This is a genomic window from Flavobacterium sp. SORGH_AS_0622 (assembly GCF_030818825.1).
Classification (GTDB): domain Bacteria; phylum Bacteroidota; class Bacteroidia; order Flavobacteriales; family Flavobacteriaceae; genus Flavobacterium.
In genome coordinates this window covers 989,477-1,005,909 of the sequence record NZ_JAUTAX010000001.1, presented here as the reverse complement: position 1 = coordinate 1,005,909, position 16,433 = coordinate 989,477, and the positions used below count along the sequence as shown (strand labels likewise).

At 34.1% G+C, this 16,433-nt stretch carries 12 protein-coding genes and 1 rRNA gene; 1 reads left to right on the top strand and 12 read right to left on the bottom strand.

The annotated features are described in order from the left end of the window. Positions 1-415 precede the first annotated feature (415 nt). From xylA to QE431_RS04305, 11 genes are all read right to left on the bottom strand, one after another. Positions 416-1,741, bottom strand: coding sequence for a xylose isomerase (gene xylA / locus QE431_RS04355; RefSeq protein ID WP_134140400.1), 1,326 nt, complete (start codon positions 1,739-1,741; stop codon positions 416-418). A gap of 9 nt (positions 1,742-1,750) precedes the next feature. Then, positions 1,751-3,232, bottom strand: a complete 1,482-nt coding sequence (locus QE431_RS04350; RefSeq protein ID WP_307292993.1) for a xylulokinase — start codon at positions 3,230-3,232, stop codon at positions 1,751-1,753. A 3-nt stretch (positions 3,233-3,235) separates the two neighbouring features. Next, positions 3,236-4,243: a GntR family transcriptional regulator gene (locus QE431_RS04345; protein WP_281867598.1), complete on the bottom strand. Its 1,008-nt coding sequence runs from the start codon at positions 4,241-4,243 to the stop codon at positions 3,236-3,238. 513 nt (positions 4,244-4,756) lie between these two features. Further along, positions 4,757-5,791: a glycoside hydrolase family 43 protein gene (locus QE431_RS04340; RefSeq protein WP_307292991.1), complete on the bottom strand. Its 1,035-nt coding sequence runs from the start codon at positions 5,789-5,791 to the stop codon at positions 4,757-4,759. A gap of 21 nt (positions 5,792-5,812) precedes the next feature. Next, positions 5,813-7,246, bottom strand: coding sequence for an MFS transporter (locus QE431_RS04335; RefSeq protein WP_281867595.1), 1,434 nt, complete (start codon positions 7,244-7,246; stop codon positions 5,813-5,815). Between the two features lie 252 nt (positions 7,247-7,498). After that, the gene (locus tag QE431_RS04330; protein ID WP_307292985.1) at positions 7,499-8,608 is read right to left on the bottom strand and encodes an endo-1,4-beta-xylanase; all 1,110 of its coding nucleotides are present in this window, start codon (positions 8,606-8,608) and stop codon (positions 7,499-7,501) included. 187 nt (positions 8,609-8,795) lie between these two features. Then, complete coding sequence (uxuA, locus tag QE431_RS04325) at positions 8,796-9,956, bottom strand: mannonate dehydratase (protein ID WP_307300504.1); 1,161 nt, start codon at positions 9,954-9,956, stop codon at positions 8,796-8,798. A 114-nt stretch (positions 9,957-10,070) separates the two neighbouring features. Continuing rightward, positions 10,071-10,808: an SDR family NAD(P)-dependent oxidoreductase gene (locus QE431_RS04320; protein WP_057119757.1), complete on the bottom strand. Its 738-nt coding sequence runs from the start codon at positions 10,806-10,808 to the stop codon at positions 10,071-10,073. Positions 10,809-10,823: 15 nt separating this feature from the next. Then, the gene (locus QE431_RS04315; RefSeq protein ID WP_307292978.1) at positions 10,824-12,974 is read right to left on the bottom strand and encodes an alpha-glucuronidase family glycosyl hydrolase; all 2,151 of its coding nucleotides are present in this window, start codon (positions 12,972-12,974) and stop codon (positions 10,824-10,826) included. A gap of 268 nt (positions 12,975-13,242) precedes the next feature. After that, on the bottom strand, positions 13,243-14,274 hold the full coding sequence (locus tag QE431_RS04310) for a LacI family DNA-binding transcriptional regulator (RefSeq protein WP_307292975.1): 1,032 nt from the start codon (positions 14,272-14,274) through the stop codon (positions 13,243-13,245). Between the two features lie 149 nt (positions 14,275-14,423). Next, positions 14,424-14,873, bottom strand: a complete 450-nt coding sequence (locus QE431_RS04305; RefSeq protein ID WP_307292973.1) for a PepSY-like domain-containing protein — start codon at positions 14,871-14,873, stop codon at positions 14,424-14,426. 202 nt (positions 14,874-15,075) lie between these two features. Between QE431_RS04305 and QE431_RS04300 the strand changes: the two genes are divergently transcribed. Continuing rightward, positions 15,076-16,092 (top strand): proline iminopeptidase-family hydrolase, encoded by a 1,017-nt coding sequence (locus QE431_RS04300; protein ID WP_307292970.1) that lies wholly within the window; start codon positions 15,076-15,078, stop codon positions 16,090-16,092. A 121-nt stretch (positions 16,093-16,213) separates the two neighbouring features. On the opposite strand, the gene rrf is transcribed toward QE431_RS04300, so the two are convergent. Then, a 5S ribosomal RNA gene (gene rrf, locus QE431_RS04295) occupies positions 16,214-16,323 on the bottom strand. Positions 16,324-16,433 lie beyond the last annotated feature (110 nt).

The following is a 16,433-nucleotide window of genomic DNA, read 5'->3' as shown; positions in this document are numbered from 1 at the left end:
TAACCTTGTAATTTGTCGTTTTGATTCCAAGGATTCGGAATCGAAATGACAAGATTGTGTATAAACTTTAGTGAGAACAAATGTGCATTTCGATGATTCTGCTCTTCAAAAAACCTTCAATAAAATGCTTTCTTATTATTTTATTAAACTGACTTATTTTCCTCGTTTTCATTATAAAAAATAGTAACTAAACCTTCGAGCTATTTTTATCAAATTTCAATCTAAAAAAAAGTCATAATCTTAATACACATTTCTCAAATTTCATCTTAAAAAAATATTTAAAATAGTTTCAAAAGAACTTACCGTTATTTGACTATCTCTTTAAATTTCAGATATGCTGTCTCACTAAATATTATTTGTAGAAACCTAACAGGCTCTGAAAACCTGTTAGGTTTGATATGAAGATCTAAACCAATTAAATATATTGGTTGATGATATTTTCAAACAATTCTTGTTTACCGCTTTGAAGTGTTAATTCTCCATTTTGGTTCGCGATATCATATAAATCTTTAAGGTTTAATTTTCCGTCAGCAAAATCTTTTCCTTTTCCAGAATCGAAAGAGCTGTATCTTTCTTTTCTTAATTTTTCATAAGGAGAAGAAGTGATAATTTTATCTGCAGTCAATAAAGCTCTTGCAAAAGTATCAGCACCACCAATATGAGCTAAGAAAACATCTTCTAAATCTGTAGAATTTCTTCTAATTTTAGCATCAAAGTTAACTCCTCCGCCTTGTAATCCGCCAGCTTTTAAGAAAACCAACATTGCTTCAGTCGTTTCCTGAATATTATTTGGGAACTGATCTGTGTCCCATCCGTTTTGATAATCACCTCTGTTCGCATCGATACTTCCTAACATTCCAGCTTTTGCAGCCACTTCTAATTCATGTTGAAAAGTATGCTGTGCCAAGGTAGCGTGGTTAACCTCAATATTGATTTTGAAATCTTTATCTAAACCGTATTCTTTTAAGAATCCAATTGCAGTTGCCGAGTCAAAATCATATTGGTGTTTTGATGGCTCCATTGGTTTTGGTTCGATGAAGAAAGTTCCTTTAAAACCTTGTGATCTTGCATAGTCTCTAGACATTGCTAAGAATTGCGCCATGTGGTCTAATTCTCTACCCATATCTGTGTTTAGTAAAGACATATAACCTTCTCTACCTCCCCAGAACACATAATTTTCTCCACCTAAAGCAATTGTCGCATCCAAAGCCAATTTTACTTGTCCTCCAGCTCTCGCTACAACATTAAAATCAGGATTTGTAGCTGCTCCGTTCATAAATCTTGGATTTGAGAAACAGTTTGAAGTTCCCCAAAGTAATTTAATTCCAGATTCTGCTTTTTTCTGTTTTAAATAATCTGTAATGAATGCCAAACGTTTTTCAGATTCTGCGAAAGTTGAACCTTCAGCAATTAAATCGTAATCGTGGAAACAGAAGTAATCGAATCCCATTTTGCTGATAAATTCAAAAGCAGCATCTGCTTTATCTTTAGCCGCCTGATATGGATCTGAAGATTGGTCCCAAGCAAATTGCTGTGTTCCAGGTCCGAATGGATCACTTCCTTGTCCGCAGAAAGTATGCCAGTAAGCGATAGCAAATTTAAAGTGCTCGCGCATTGTTTTCCCAGCTACGACTTGGTCTGGATTGTAATATTTAAATGCCAACGGATTATCAGATTCTTTACCTTCAAATTTAATTTGGCCAATACCTTTGTAGTATTCTTTATCTCCTAAAACTATCATTTGATTTTTTTATTTATTTGTTAATATTAATTCTAATTCTTTTTTCCATTTTTGATAAGCAGTCTCATATGGTTCTTTGTTGTGAAGTGGTAAAAATGTCATTACATGATCATTGTCACTCACATTAGCTCCAAATTTGCTATAATCACCATCTTTTAAACCAACCGCTCTTGCAGCACCAACTGCTCCTGTTGTATTGTAAATTTCAATTTCGTGGCCAATTAAAGTTGCCACAGTATTAGAGAAAATTTCAGAACGGAACAAATTATCGTTTCCAGCTCTAATGACATTAATCGTCGCATTATCATCTTTCAGACATTCCATTCCGTATACAAATGAAAAGGCAATTCCTTCTAAAGAAGCTCTAAACAAATGCGCGCTGTTGTGAATATTCAGGTTTAGATTTAAAAAATGTGTTCCGATATTTTTGTTGTTGAACATACGCTCTGCACCATTTCCAAACGGAATTACCACAACACCTTCTGATCCTACTTCAACATTTGAAGCTTTTTCATTCATTACTTCGTAACTTTCATTCCCCATATTATTACGAAGCCATCTGTACTGAATTCCTGCTCCATTAATATTTAAAAGTTTACCAACTCTCGGCGTTTCCAATTCGTAATTTACGTGAACGAAATTGTTTACTCGAGTGCTTTTTCCAGAAGACATTTCGCTTACTGCATAAAAAACTCCAGATGTTCCGCCTGTTGCCGCTACTTCTCCCGGATTCAAAACATTTAATGACAAAGCATTATTCGGCTGATCCCCGGCCCTGTAAACAATCGGAATTCCTGCTGGAAGACCCGATGCTGCCGAAGCTTCTTCCGTAACAACTCCTTGATTTGTAAAGTTCTCTACAATTTTTGGCGTCAAAGACTGATCTATTCCGTAGTAATCCAAAAGCCAGTCGGCTACTTTATTTTCTTTATAATCCCAAAGCATTCCTTCAGATAAACCGTTTTTGGTTGTCGTTACTTCGCCTGTCAATTTCAAAGCGATGTAATCTCCCGGAAGCATGTATTTATCAATTTTCTTATAAACTTCAGGCTCGTTTTCTTTTACCCATTTCAGTTTCGAAGCTGTAAAATTCCCTGGCGAATTCAATAAATGCGACATGCATTTTTCTTCTCCAATTTCGGTGAAAGCCTTATTTCCAATTTCTACCGCACGGCTGTCACACCAAATAATCGAATTTCGAAGTGCCTTTTTTTCTTTATCCACGATCACCAATCCATGCATTTGGTAAGAAATTCCAATTCCCTGAATTTTCGATGCATCGATATTTGATTCTTTAATTGCTCTTTTTGTCGCAGTACAAATGTGCTGCCACCAGATTTCAGGATCCTGCTCTGCCCAATCTGGGTGAATAGAAAGGATTTCCATTTCGTTCTGCGGTTCATTCAAAACGATTACTTTTTTACCCGTTTCTGCTTCCACCAAGGCTGCCTTGACAGAAGAACTTCCAATATCATATCCGATATAATACATAATTTACAATGATTCTCTTAATATTAAATTTGTCGGCACATAACACTGAGTATCTTCGTCATGCGTAATAAATGCCGCTGCTTTGGTTCCTATTTCTTTAAAATCAGTTGACACAACCGAAATTCCTTTGTATATAAATTTCTTCATTGGCGTTTCGTTATAAGACAAAAATCCAACGTCTTTTCCAGGTTCTAAATCTTTCTCTTTGCACTGCTCCAAAAAATATCCTAGAATCCTGTCACTTACACTGATATAAGCAATTTCTTTTTCGATATTGAACTTTTTAGGATCTGTAATAATTTCATATTCAAAATTAAAATCAGCACAAAACTTCTTAAAAAACTCAACCGTTTCCCAAGGATGATTCGTAAAATCGGGATAAACAAAATCTATTTTTTTATACTTTTTAAACAAATCAACCGCTTGTGTCAATGAATCGTAAAATGCTCTACCAAAATCCTGAAAAACATAATTACTAGCTTTACCAGCCTGAATATTCCAGTCAATTAAAAGCAGTTTATCGTTTGAAATCGCAGACAAAGCTGGAGCAATAGCTGCGTGGTCAAAATTCATCACTACATATTTATAATACTTTCCGATTCCGTTGTTGATAATCGTTTTAAAAACATCAATATTATAATGATGAAACTGCACATCGATAATCACATTGTCTGGCAGATTATTCACAACCGAATGGTATAAAACCTCCTTATATGCTTTAAAAGTGTCTAAAACCAAAAGCACTTTTCTCGTTTCGCCTGCCACATAATAGCCCTTATTCGGAACCGAATCAATTACATTCTGCTCTTTCAAAATCGAATAAGCCTTAAAAACTGTATCTCTCGAAAGCTGGTACGTTTTACAAATCACATTTACAGACGGAAGTAAATCTCCCTTTTGCAAAATATTCTCAGCAATCGAATTTGTGATTCCGTCAACCAGTTGCTGGTACTTCGGGATATCACTATCATGATTGATTATAAATTCAAATTTTTCTTCTTCTTTTAGCATACCGTTCTGTTCCGTTCTGTTATGCTAAAGTAGATAAAAATCTTTTATAAAAAATTCTTTTTGACATTAAAATTGTTAATTTTTAAATCAAAATAATTTTGGGCGTGTCCTTCGGCCGGGCTATCCGCTTCAAGTCCTCGCTCTTCCTTCGTCAGGCTGTGGGCTTTCCACTACTATCCCTCACGCAGACGGTTTTCAAAAAAAAAGCTAGATATTCTTTTCTATATAATTTTAATAGCTTCGGAGGGAGCGAAATATTTTCCAGATATATTTCGCTCGTTTGGAGTTCCTTACAAATACAATAAATGTTTCTATAAATTTTCGCCCCGCTGGGAATACTAGAATTATTTATAAATCAATTTCTCTAAAGCTCCAGAAGACATCCATCGTCACAAAGCTCTAGCTGAGCGACCTATTATTATATTATTTCATTTCAAACTTCAAATTTCATTTCAAACTTCAAACAACACAACCGATTGTGATTTTTGTGAAATTTTTTTATACTAAAAAATCCTAATCAAACAATCTCCTTATCCCATAAGGATCAATCGTCACTATCGAACCATCTTCAAGATAATCGATTTTGGTAACTTTCATGCTTCTTAAATGCGTCACACCTTTTGACAAACTCGAATCGTGATAAAACAAATACCATTCACCTTCAACTTCACAAATTGAATGATGCGACGTCCATCCTACAACCGGATTCAAGATTCTTCCCTGATACGTAAATGGTCCATAAGGATTATCGCCAATAGCATAACAAATAAAATGCGTGTCACCTGTAGAATACGAGAAATAATATTTTCCGTTGTACTTATGAACCCATGAAGCTTCAAAGAAACGACGGTCGTTATCCCCTGCTAAAAGATCTTTTCCGTTTTCATCCAGAATTTTAATTTCTCTTGGATCTTCTGCAAACTCAAGCATATCATCACGAAGCAAAGCTACGATTGGTCCTAAAGCAGGTTCATTTCCAGAAGGCTCTTCGTTATTTTGATTGTATTTGTTATTTCTATATTTCTGTAATTGCCCGCCCCAAATACCGCCAAAATATATATAATGCTTTCCGTCTTCGTCTTCAAAAACCGCAGGATCAATGCTGTAACTTCCTTTTATGGCGTCTGGCTGAGGTAAAAAAGGCCCAATTGGAGAATCACTTACAGCAACTCCAATCTGAAAAATTCCGTTGGCACGTTTGGCAGGGAAATACAAATAATATTTTCCGTTTTTATGCGCAGCATCTGGCGCCCACATTTGTTTTTCGGCCCATCGAACATCATTCACATGAAGTGCAACACCATTATCAACGGCTTTTGATGAAATGTCATCCATCGAGAAAACATGATAATCTTCCATTCCGAAATGATCTCCATTATCGTTAAAAGGAATTCCCGCATCAATATCATGCGACGGATAAATATAAATTTTACCATTAAATACATGCGCAGACGGATCTGCAGTATAAATATGAGATACTAAAGGCTTTGAAATTGCCAGTTTATTAATTTCTTCGAAATTAATTTGTTCAATACTATCTTCAGGCATAGTGATATCTTTGTTTAATAATTAAGTTCTTCTTTCTTTTAATTCTGTTTCAATCTGCACTTCCATCTGTTTATTTATTTTATAGAAAAACAATAATCCAGCTCCAATTAAAAATGGAATTGCAGGAAAGATGCTGACCAATAATTTGATTCCGTTAATGGCAGTTTCTGTCTGTACAGCCGAATTTGGAGCGTAATGAAAATAACCTAGAAACAATGTTGTTAAGGCTCCGCCAATACTCAATCCTGCTTTTAAACCTACCATCATTGCAGAGAAAATAATTGCAGTTGCTCGGCGGTTGTTCAGCCATTCTGAATAATCAGCTACATCAGCAATCATCGCCCAAAGAATTGGAATCGTGATTCCGTAGAAAAATCCATGTAAAATTTGGGAGAAAAACATCAATCTGACTGATGTTGGAGGGTAGAAATAGAATGCGATAATAAATAAGGTTGAAATAAATAAAAACAATCTGAATACATTTCGCTTTCCGTATTTATCTGCCAGGTTTTTAGATAATGTAATTCCGACGATCATAAATATAATTCCGCCGGCATTAAACAATCCAAATCCTGCAGAAACGGGATCATTTCCAAAATGATTCAACCCTATATTTGATAAAGTATCCAAAATAGGCTGAATAAAAACTGCCAACTGCTCTTTATCTACATAGTTTTCAAAATAATAAACATACGAACCGCCTTTCATCGCCAAGGTAATGAAAACCAAAGTAGTAAGAGAAAGCATAATTACCCAAGGTCTGTTTTTGACTAGGTCGCCTAAATCTTCTTTTACACTCGATTTTTGTTCTGGTTTTGGAATAATCCTTTCTTTGGTAGTCAAAAATGTAATTAAAAGCATGATGGTTCCAATAACTGCTAGAACTGTCATTACTTTTTCAATGCCAATTGCCTTGTCTCCGTTTCCTGCACTTTTTATAATTCCAAGCATAAAAACCTGAACAAAAAACTGAGCAAACATAACCGCTACAAAACGATAGGAAGACATACTGTTTCTTTCGGACATATCGCCTGTTATAACGCCGCTCAAAGCAGAATAAGGCAGATTATTTCCTGCATAAAAAAGTAGTAATAAAGTATAAGTTACTACTGCGTAAATTACTTTTCCTTTATAAGAGAAATCTGGAGTTGAAAAGGCTAATAATGCTACTACTCCAAGCGGAATTGCAGTTGCTAAAATCCACGGTCTGAATTTTCCCCATTTTGTACTGGTTCTATCTGCTAAAACTCCAATAATTGGATTAAAAATAAAAGCGGCAACTAACCCAACGACGAGCATTATAATAGATGAATCTGTTGGCGATAAGCCGTAAATATCAGTGTAGAAATAAGCCAGATATGTCATCAAAGTCTGAAAAACTAAATTGGCAGCTAGGTCTCCCAAGCTGTACCCAATTTTTTCTTTGATAGATAATTTTTGTGAAATGTTAGTCATTAGTGGTTTTGTGATTAGTTAGCTTCTCTCCTGCAAGTTTTCAAAACGTTGTAGGTCTTAGTTCGAACTGCTTTTTTAGTCATTACTGCAAGGTTTTCTAACCTTACAGAAATAAAATCTTTATTAAAACAATCGGTTGTGTAAAATTAGATAAAAAAACATATTATGCAAATTTAGTTTACTTTATTTCAATAATATTTTAAAAAACAACCGCTTGTTAGTAATTTTCTAATAGAAACAATATTTAACTAATTATTCTTCAGCATTTTTTAACTTCAAAATACTATCGTAAGCAGGTTTGTGTTTTAAATTAACATCAAAGGGCAGCGGATAATTGGTTCTGCCTTTAATTGGCCAGTCATTTAACCAGGATTGCCCATCGTAAACACCCCAAAAAGTAACTCGGCTAATTTTGTCTTTGTGTTTTAAAAATAATTTAAAAATAGATGCATAGCGTTCTGCTAATTTTGTTTGAATAGAATCTGGCAACTTTTCAGAATACGGATTCATTTTTGGATTTCCCTCAAATTTCTGATTGACATCTGCTCCTTTTAAATCCCACGGATTTGGTAAAACCGTAATATCCAATTCTGTAAAAGCAACTTTAATTCCCAATGCAGAATATTCTAAAATACTTTTCTCGATTTCTTCAATCGATGGACTTTGCAGCCTCCAATGTCCTTGAATCCCAACACCATCAACTTTTCCGCCTTCGGCTTTTATTCTTTTTATTAAAGCAATCGCTCCAGCTCGTTTTGCAGGTTCTTCGATATTATAATCGTTGTAATATAACTCTGCTTTTGGATCTGCCTTTTCTGCCAGTTTAAAAGCATCAACTAAATATTTTTCGCCCAGTGCTTTCAAAAAAACAGACTGTCTCAAAGTACCGTCATCGTTTAAAGCTTCATTTACAACATCCCAAGAATTGATTCTTCCTTTGTACTTAGAAACAATAGTTTTGATATGATCTTTCATAAAAGCTTTCATTTCTGTGCTGTCTGTAATTTTCTCCATCCACGGCGCTAATTGACTGTGCCAAATCAAAGTGTGCCCATGAATAAACATTTTGTTTTTCTCGCCATATTCCACAAATTTATCTGATAAAACAAAATCATATTTATCTTTCTGCGGATGCGTGAACATTGATTTCATGATATTTTCTGCTGTAATTGCATTAAATTCTTTTTTAATCAACGAATCTACTTTGGCATCTTTTTGTTCGATTTGATCTGCACTTAAAGCTGTTCCTATGTAAAAATCATTCTTGTAAACATCTTTTAGTGAAGCGGTTTCTTTTTGAGATGTACAGCTTACAGTCAGTAAAGTTGTGACGGCAAATAAATAAGGTTTAATAAATTTCATATATTTGGTTTAATAGTTAATAGTTTTTATCTAATCTACGATCACAGTTTTATCATTTCGAAGTAAGGAGAAATTGCACTCAGGATTTGACAAGATTAGCGATATTCTATGCAGAGTTTCTCGTGCGATTCCGCGTTCCTCGGAATGACAAATAGATCACTTATCTCTTCTAAACCGTAAGTTTATTTTATTTCAATTTATAAGCAATTCCCATTTCTAATCCTCTTAACTCAGCAAGACCTTTTAGTCTTCCTACCAAAGAATATCCAGGATAGGTTTCTTTCGTTTCATCTGCTGAATGCAGAAATCCGTGATCGGGACGCATTGGCAAGCTTATTTTTGTTTTATCCATCAGCATCAATAATTTTTCTACAATAGCTTCCATATTCGCATCACCATTTAAATGTTCTGATTCCCTGAAAATAGTTTCGCTTTCGCGGATGGTATTTCGAAGATGCAAAAAGTGAATCCTGTCTCCAAAATCGTCTATCATTTTCTCCAGGTTATTATTAGGATTTGCACCCAGAGAGCCTGTGCAATAACATAGTCCGTTTGCATTTAACGGAACAGCTTCTAAAATGGCTTTAATATCTTGTTCTGTAGAAACAATCCGCGGCAATCCTAAAACAGAAAACGGCGGATCATCGGGATGAATCGCTAATTTTGCGCCAATTTCTTCCGCAATGGGAGCAACTTCTGATAAAAAATAAATCAAGTTTTCTCTCAATTTTTCATTATCAATATTGGCATAATTATCTAATAAAGATAAAATCTGTTCTGCCGTAAAATTGACCTTACTTCCCGGCAATCCCAACAAAACATTTTTAAATAATAATGCTTTTTCATCTTCTGAAAGTTTATTCCCAAAGTTTAAGGCATTGTGTTTTTGAACCTCAGAATAATCGTTTTCAGCATTTGGTCTTTTTAAAAGAAAAACATCAAAATAAGTAAAAGCATCCTGATTATAAAGTAAGGCTTTACTTCCATCTCCGTTGATAAAATTATGATTTGTTCTAACCCAGTCCAAAATCGGCATAAAATTATAGGTGATAATTTTGATACCGCATTCTGCCAGATTTCTTAAACTAATTTTATAATTTTCGATGTATTGCAGATAATTTCCTGAGGCTCTTTTTATTTCTTCATGCACAGGCAGACTTTCAACCACAGTCCATTCTAATCCATAATTCCGAATGATTTCTTGTCTTTCCTTTATTGCTTCAATCGTCCAGATATTACCAACCGGAATTTGATGCAAAGCGGTTACAATTCCCGTTGCTCCAGCTTGCTTAATATCAGTCAAACTTACATTGTCATTAGGACCGAACCATCTCATGGTTTGCTGCATTTTTATCATACTTCTTTTTTTTACGCCACGAAGGCACTAAGTCACAAAGTTTTTCCCTTCCAAATATTTTAAAATACAACTTTGTGACTTAGCGACTTTGTGACATTTTCACAATTAAAACCCAATACTATTTCCTCCATCAACTGGCAAAATCGTTCCTGTTGTATATTTTGACTCGTTTAAAGCAAAATAATAAACAGCATCAGCAATATCTGAAGGTTCTCCTAAAAAGCCCATTGGAGTTCTTCCCAATACTTTATTTTTTCTTTCTGGATCATTATCCAAAGCTGCCGCTGACATTTTAGTTTTAATAAATCCTGGAGCAATACAGTTTACGCGAATGCCGGACGGAGCCAATTCTGTAGCCATTGCGCGTGTCATAGATTCAATTGCGCCTTTACTTGCAGAATATGCAATTACTTTTGGAATCCCGTATTGCGATGCCATTGAACTGATATTAACGATACTTCCTCCGCCATTTTCTTTCATGTTTTTAATCACTTCTCTACTTACTGTAAAAACACTCAAAAGATTGGTGTGAATTACCGAAAGAAAATCTTCGTCCGTCACGTCTGGAATTTCTTTTTTAAGATTGATTCCTGCATTATTTACCAAAATATCTATTGAACCATGTTTTGTAAGACTTTCAATCATTGCAGGAATTCCAGCCAAATCATTCAAATCAAAAATCACTGGAATTGCATTTTCACCAATTTCACGACAAGCATCTTCGGTCTTCTCTTTCGATCGGCCAATAATATACGTTTTGATTCCGTTATCACACAGTTTTTTTGCTGTGGCATAACCTAAACCTGAATTTCCTCCTGTAACAATTGCAGTTTTTTTACTCATAATTTATTATGTAATTTAATTTCCCGGCGCAAATGGGAATTTTAATGATTTAAAATATTCTAATGTTTGTGTTGGTTTTTCAACTCCTTCAGGAAGTTCTTTTCCAGAAAACTGCTGAAAATATAATAAGCAGGCATCGCGCCACCATTTTGCTTCTTTTTGTTGGATTTCTAATAACATTTTAACTTCGTTAAAGCGTTCGTAGTCAATATATTTTTCTGTTTTATTCCAAACATTTTGCATCTCTGTAACCTGATTTACACCTTCCTGATATTTAAGCGAAAGTCCGTTCCAAAGTGTCTGACCGTTTTTCAGTTTATAATCCCACGAAATATGATGAAACCATAATAAATCTTTCTCAGGACAGGTTTCTATATTATCAAAAAGCTTTTCTAGTTCTGGCGCGTATTGGGAAGTGGCATTTGTTCCCGACTTTGACCTGTCGAAACCAATTCCATTTTTGTCCGCTTTATGATAGTAAGTAGGATTCCATTCTGGACGTGATAAATCTGAAACCCAAGGTCCCGGTCCGTAGTGATGACCTGTATCCATAATATGATGAAGCCCAAGCGGTGTCATATAATTTACAACCGCTTCACGCGAATAGATCATCATCTTTTTAACTGGTTTTATAAAATTTTCATCGTTTGAAAAAGTACATCTCAACCACTCATCGGCAATCGTTTCTGAATCCAAATACGGATTCCAAGCCAGTCTTCCGAAACCATACCAATTTGCCTGTGCAAAAGGATGCCCAGTCCAGTTCAAATCGTTGCCGATATTGGCAACACCAGCAATTCCAGTTAGTTTATTTTCATATAAAGTACCATCTATAACTTTGGCAACGGTTGAACCTTTTCCTTTTTGATACGTATCTGATTCTAAAACTTCCTGAAATAATTTGGGCAGAAAAACCAAATGCGTGCTAAACCCTAAATATTCCTGCGTGATTTGAAATTCCATCATTAAAGGCGTTTTCGGCATAGCACCAAATAAAGGATGAAATGGTTCTCTAGGCTGAAAATCAATTGCTCCATTTTTTACCTGAACAATTACGTTTTTTTTGAATTTTCCATCATACGGCTGAAATTCGGCATAAGCCTGTTTTGCACGATCATTTGCGTCGTGTTCTGAATATACAAAGGCTCTCCACATAATTACACCTCCAAAAGGAGCAACTGCATCTGCAAGCATATTGGCGCCATCAACATGATCCCTTCCGTAATTTTGAGGCCCAGGCTGACCTTCTGAATTGGCTTTCACCAAAAACCCGCCAAAATCAGGAATTCGTTTGTAAATTTCCTTTGCTTTATTTTTCCACCAATTCATCACTTCAGGATCTTTGGGGTCGGCAGATTTTAGTTTTCCAATTTCAATTGGTGCCGAAAATCTTGCAGTTAAATATACTTTAATTCCATAAGGCCTGAAAACATTCGCTAAAGCTTCAACTTTTTCTAAATATTGTGGGGTCAGGATTAAAGCATTTGCATTCACATTATTTAAAACAGTTCCATTAATTCCAATTGAAGCATTCATTCTTGCATAATCGATATAACGCTGATCGATAAAATCAGGAAGTTTCTGCCAATTCCATAAAGAAAATCCAGCATAACCTCTTTCAATTGTACGGTCGAGATTATCCCAATGATTTAAGATGCGGATATTTGTTTTTGGAGAATCAACAATATTTAAATTCTGGATTGATTTATTGGTTTGCAATATTCTCAGGAAATTAAAAACTCCGTACAAAACTGCAATGTCATTTTTACCCGTAATAATGATTTGTTTTTTGCTTTTAAGGGAAATAGATTTAATAATAAAACCTTCTGTATTTATTTTATCAAAATCAGACTGTACTTCTTTTTTAACTTCAGCATTTAAACTCGATTGTGAACCAATTATTAAATTGTTCTCTCCTTTTATATCCGAATTAATTTCAAGAATATTTCCGAACAAATCTAAAAATCCTATTTTGAGTTCCTTTTCAGCAATTTTTATGGTTTCGGAATTTCCTAAGACTACAATTTTTTTAAGATTGTTTTTATATTCTGAAGCAATTGCAGAATTGCTCACAACATTGTACTGAAGCCACAATTTATAATCCTTTTGGGCCCAAGCTGAAAAGGAAATCAAAATAAACAAGAAAACAAATCTTAATGAAGTCATTGGTTTTAATTTATTCTTTACAATTATATTTCAAAAAATCAATATTTAATAGTTCAATAAAGTATTTGACAAAATTTTAATTTAAAAAATACATTATATGAAATAAAATACTGATTGCAATCGGTTGCGTAAAAATATAAGATTGTTATTTAAGAAAAAAATTTTAGCTGTCTTTTTTTCAAAAAATAATTAGTATAAACAAATAAAAGCAGGATAATTATAAAAACTATCCTGCTTTAACTGGGTTGGATTTGTATAAAATCCTGTTTTAACTTTTCTGCGAAGATTCTCTAGCTAATACTTCTGTATTTAAAAAGGTAATTTCCTTGGCATCGTCATTTTTAGATGATTTCAGGTTTTTGATAATAATGTCAGCTGCTGCCTTTCCCATTTTCTCAGCGGGATGTGTAATTGTAGATAAATTAGGATCTATAATCTGTGAAATTGGATCATTATTAAAACCAATTACCTTGAATTCTTCTGGCACTTTAACACCTCGTTTCTTTGCAGTCTGTACAGCACTTACCGCCAGGATATCTCCAGGTGCAAATAAACCGTCTGGAATTGGATTTAAATCAAACAATGCATTGCTGGCTTTTACACCATCTTCGTAAGTAACCGAATTCAAGTTAATAATCAATTCTTCTTCAACTTCTATATTATGATCTTTCAAAGCTTCGATATAACCTCTTTTTCTTTCGTTGTACAAATTACCTAATTCTGAACCAGCCGTTAAATGACCAATGCGAATACATCCTTGTTCTATAAGATGTTTTGTAGCTTTGTACCCTGCTGTATAATTATCAATAACAACCCTAAAAGTGTTATAATCTTTAGGAACCCTGTCCACAAATACCAACGGAATATTATTATTTGAAAACTGATGAAAATGAGCTGTATCTCTGGTTTCCATTGCAAGAGAGCAAATCACACCACTTACACGATTGCTGTATAATGATTTGGCCATATTGACTTCTTCTTCGTAAGAATCATGCGACTGCATAATAATTACGGTATAATCCGACTTTTGAGCTGTAATTTCTATACCGCTAATTAGTGATGACAAAAATGGCTGAGTAACAGTCGGAATCAAAACACCAATAGTTCTGGTTTTATTGCCTCGCAAACCTGCTGCTAAAGTATTAGGAACAAATCCCATTTCTTCAGCAGTTTTTTTCACTTTCTTTATTGTTTTATCACTTATGGTATGATGATCTTTTAAGGCCCGTGAAATGGTCGATGTAGCCAAATTTAATCGTTCAGCAATATCGTAAATCGTTACATGTTTATTTTCTTCCATGAAATAAAAAATAGAAATGTAAATATAAACTATTTTCTCCCAAGATTATCTTTACTGAAATGGTTCAAAATAAAAATGTCCATCTAAAATAAGTCCTTCTTTTAATTTGAAGATTTACTTAGATGAACATAGCATAGTAAATATCAATTTTATTTTTCTTTTATGCCATTTTTTTTGTCTTTAAGGATTTTACCTTCTTTAGTGAATTCCAAATCAATATCATTTGTTAAATCCACATCCAAATCTTTATGCCCATAATCAATATGAGTAATTTTTTCATTCGGATAATTTTTTGACACATACTCTTTAATATTATCTGGAATAAAAGCAGTTGGAATTGGTTTGTCTCCGCCGTCTACTTCTCTATATGATCCATCCTTCCAGAATTCTACTTCTGTTCCGTCTTGCAATTTTACTTCAAAACCTTTCTCACCGTGTTCTGCATCTTTCTTAGCACTTGTAACTGTCGTTTCGCTAAAATGTTTTTTCAAAAATTCCTGAGCTGGTTTTGGCAATTCTGATACTTCGATCTTCTTCTGTGCGCTGACCGAAATTGTTAAGCTTAACAATCCTATGGCTAAAAATATTTTCGTTTTCATAATGATTTATTTAAGTATAGTATTACTAATTTACTACAAGAAAATTTTTATTCAAATCTATTTAAGATTTTTTTAGTGTTTTAAAATGCAATATATCCAACTGATTACAAGATTAATACATTGCAATTTCACCAAAAAAAAGAAAAAAAATCGATATGGAAAATAATTTGTAAATTAGTTTAAACTACTAAATTTTAAACCCATGCGTTATATCCTGATCTTTGGAGTTTTTTTACTAACAGCATCCTGTAAAAAAGAAAACCAATCGAATGAACTTACTAATTATTTCAGCTACAATCAAGGTAATGTAGAATCTGCAGGAGTAAAAATGATCCCAATAAAGACTCCACTTGGCGAATTTAAAGTTTGGACAAAACGTTTTGGAAATAATTCAAAAATCAAAATACTTCTATTACACGGCGGTCCTGCAATGACGCATGAATATATGGAGTGTTTTGAAACATTCTTTCAACGAGAAGGCTTCGAATTTTATGAATACGATCAGTTGGGATCTTATTACAGCGATCAGCCTAAAGATAGTAGTTTATGGACAATTGAACGATTTGTCGGTGAGGTAGAACAAGTACGTAAAGCAATAAATGCAGATAAAGATAATTTTTATGTTCTGGGAAACTCATGGGGAGGAATTCTTGCAATGGAGTACGCCTTGAAATATCAAAAAAATATGAAAGGATTATTAGTTTCTAACATGATGGCAAGTGCTCCAGATTACGGAAAATATGCTGATGAGGTTTTAGCAAAACAAATGAACCCAGAAATTCTTAGAGAAATAAGATCTTTAGAAGCTAAAAAAGATTTCAATAATCCAAAATATATGGAATTACTAATATCCAATTTCTATAAAAAGCATTTGTGCCGATTAAAAGAATGGCCAGACGGATTAAATCGTGCCAGCAAACATATAAATGGAGAAATTTATAGCTTAATGCAAGGTCCAAGTGAATTTGGCATCAGCGGGAGATTAGCAAAATGGGATATTAAGAGTAGATTACATGAAATCACAATTCCAACCTTAATGATAGGAGCCAAATACGACACAATGGATCCAAAAGCTATGGAAGAACAAAGTAAATTAGTTCAAAATGGACGATACTTATATTGTCCAAATGGCAGCCACTTAGCAATGTGGGATGATCAAAAAATCTTTATGAATGGAGTAATTAAATTTATAAATGAGGTTAATGACAAGAAAATCTAATGGCATAAGCATAAATCAGGATTTAGATTCAAAATCAATAAATACAATCCGAAATTACATTAAACTAAAAACCAATAAAAACGAAAAAACCCTGTTTCGATTAGAAACAGGGTTTTTGAAAAAAAGGCGGCGACATACTCTCCCACAATGCTGCAGTACCATCTGCGCAGGCGGGCTTAACTACTCTGTTCGGGATGGGAAGAGGTGAGCCCCGCCGCAATAACCACCTTAAGGTTTTTAGTTATGGTTTTTGGATTTTGGTTCAGAGTTTATTGTTTTTCAACTCCTCACTTATAACCCAGGACTCATAACTGCCCGCGACGGGCAAATATTTTAACATA

Bases quoted from the DNA above. Each gene is read 5' to 3' on its own strand.
- QE431_RS04320 (WP_057119757.1), bottom strand. From the start codon at position 10,808: ATGAGTAAAAAAACTGCAATTGTTACAGGAGGAAATTCAGGTTTAGGT.
- xylA (WP_134140400.1), bottom strand. From the start codon at position 1,741: ATGATAGTTTTAGGAGATAAAGAATACTACAAAGGTATTGGCCAAATT.
- QE431_RS04345 (WP_281867598.1), bottom strand. From the start codon at position 4,243: ATGCTAAAAGAAGAAGAAAAATTTGAATTTATAATCAATCATGATAGT.
- QE431_RS04335 (WP_281867595.1), bottom strand. From the start codon at position 7,246: ATGACTAACATTTCACAAAAATTATCTATCAAAGAAAAAATTGGGTAC.
- QE431_RS04315 (WP_307292978.1), bottom strand. From the start codon at position 12,974: ATGACTTCATTAAGATTTGTTTTCTTGTTTATTTTGATTTCCTTTTCA.
- QE431_RS04330 (WP_307292985.1), bottom strand. From the start codon at position 8,608: ATGAAATTTATTAAACCTTATTTATTTGCCGTCACAACTTTACTGACT.
- QE431_RS04305 (WP_307292973.1), bottom strand. From the start codon at position 14,873: ATGAAAACGAAAATATTTTTAGCCATAGGATTGTTAAGCTTAACAATT.
- QE431_RS04350 (WP_307292993.1), bottom strand. From the start codon at position 3,232: ATGTATTATATCGGATATGATATTGGAAGTTCTTCTGTCAAGGCAGCC.
- uxuA (WP_307300504.1), bottom strand. From the start codon at position 9,956: ATGCAGCAAACCATGAGATGGTTCGGTCCTAATGACAATGTAAGTTTG.
- QE431_RS04340 (WP_307292991.1), bottom strand. From the start codon at position 5,791: ATGCCTGAAGATAGTATTGAACAAATTAATTTCGAAGAAATTAATAAA.
- QE431_RS04300 (WP_307292970.1), top strand. From the start codon at position 15,076: ATGCGTTATATCCTGATCTTTGGAGTTTTTTTACTAACAGCATCCTGT.
- QE431_RS04310 (WP_307292975.1), bottom strand. From the start codon at position 14,274: ATGGAAGAAAATAAACATGTAACGATTTACGATATTGCTGAACGATTA.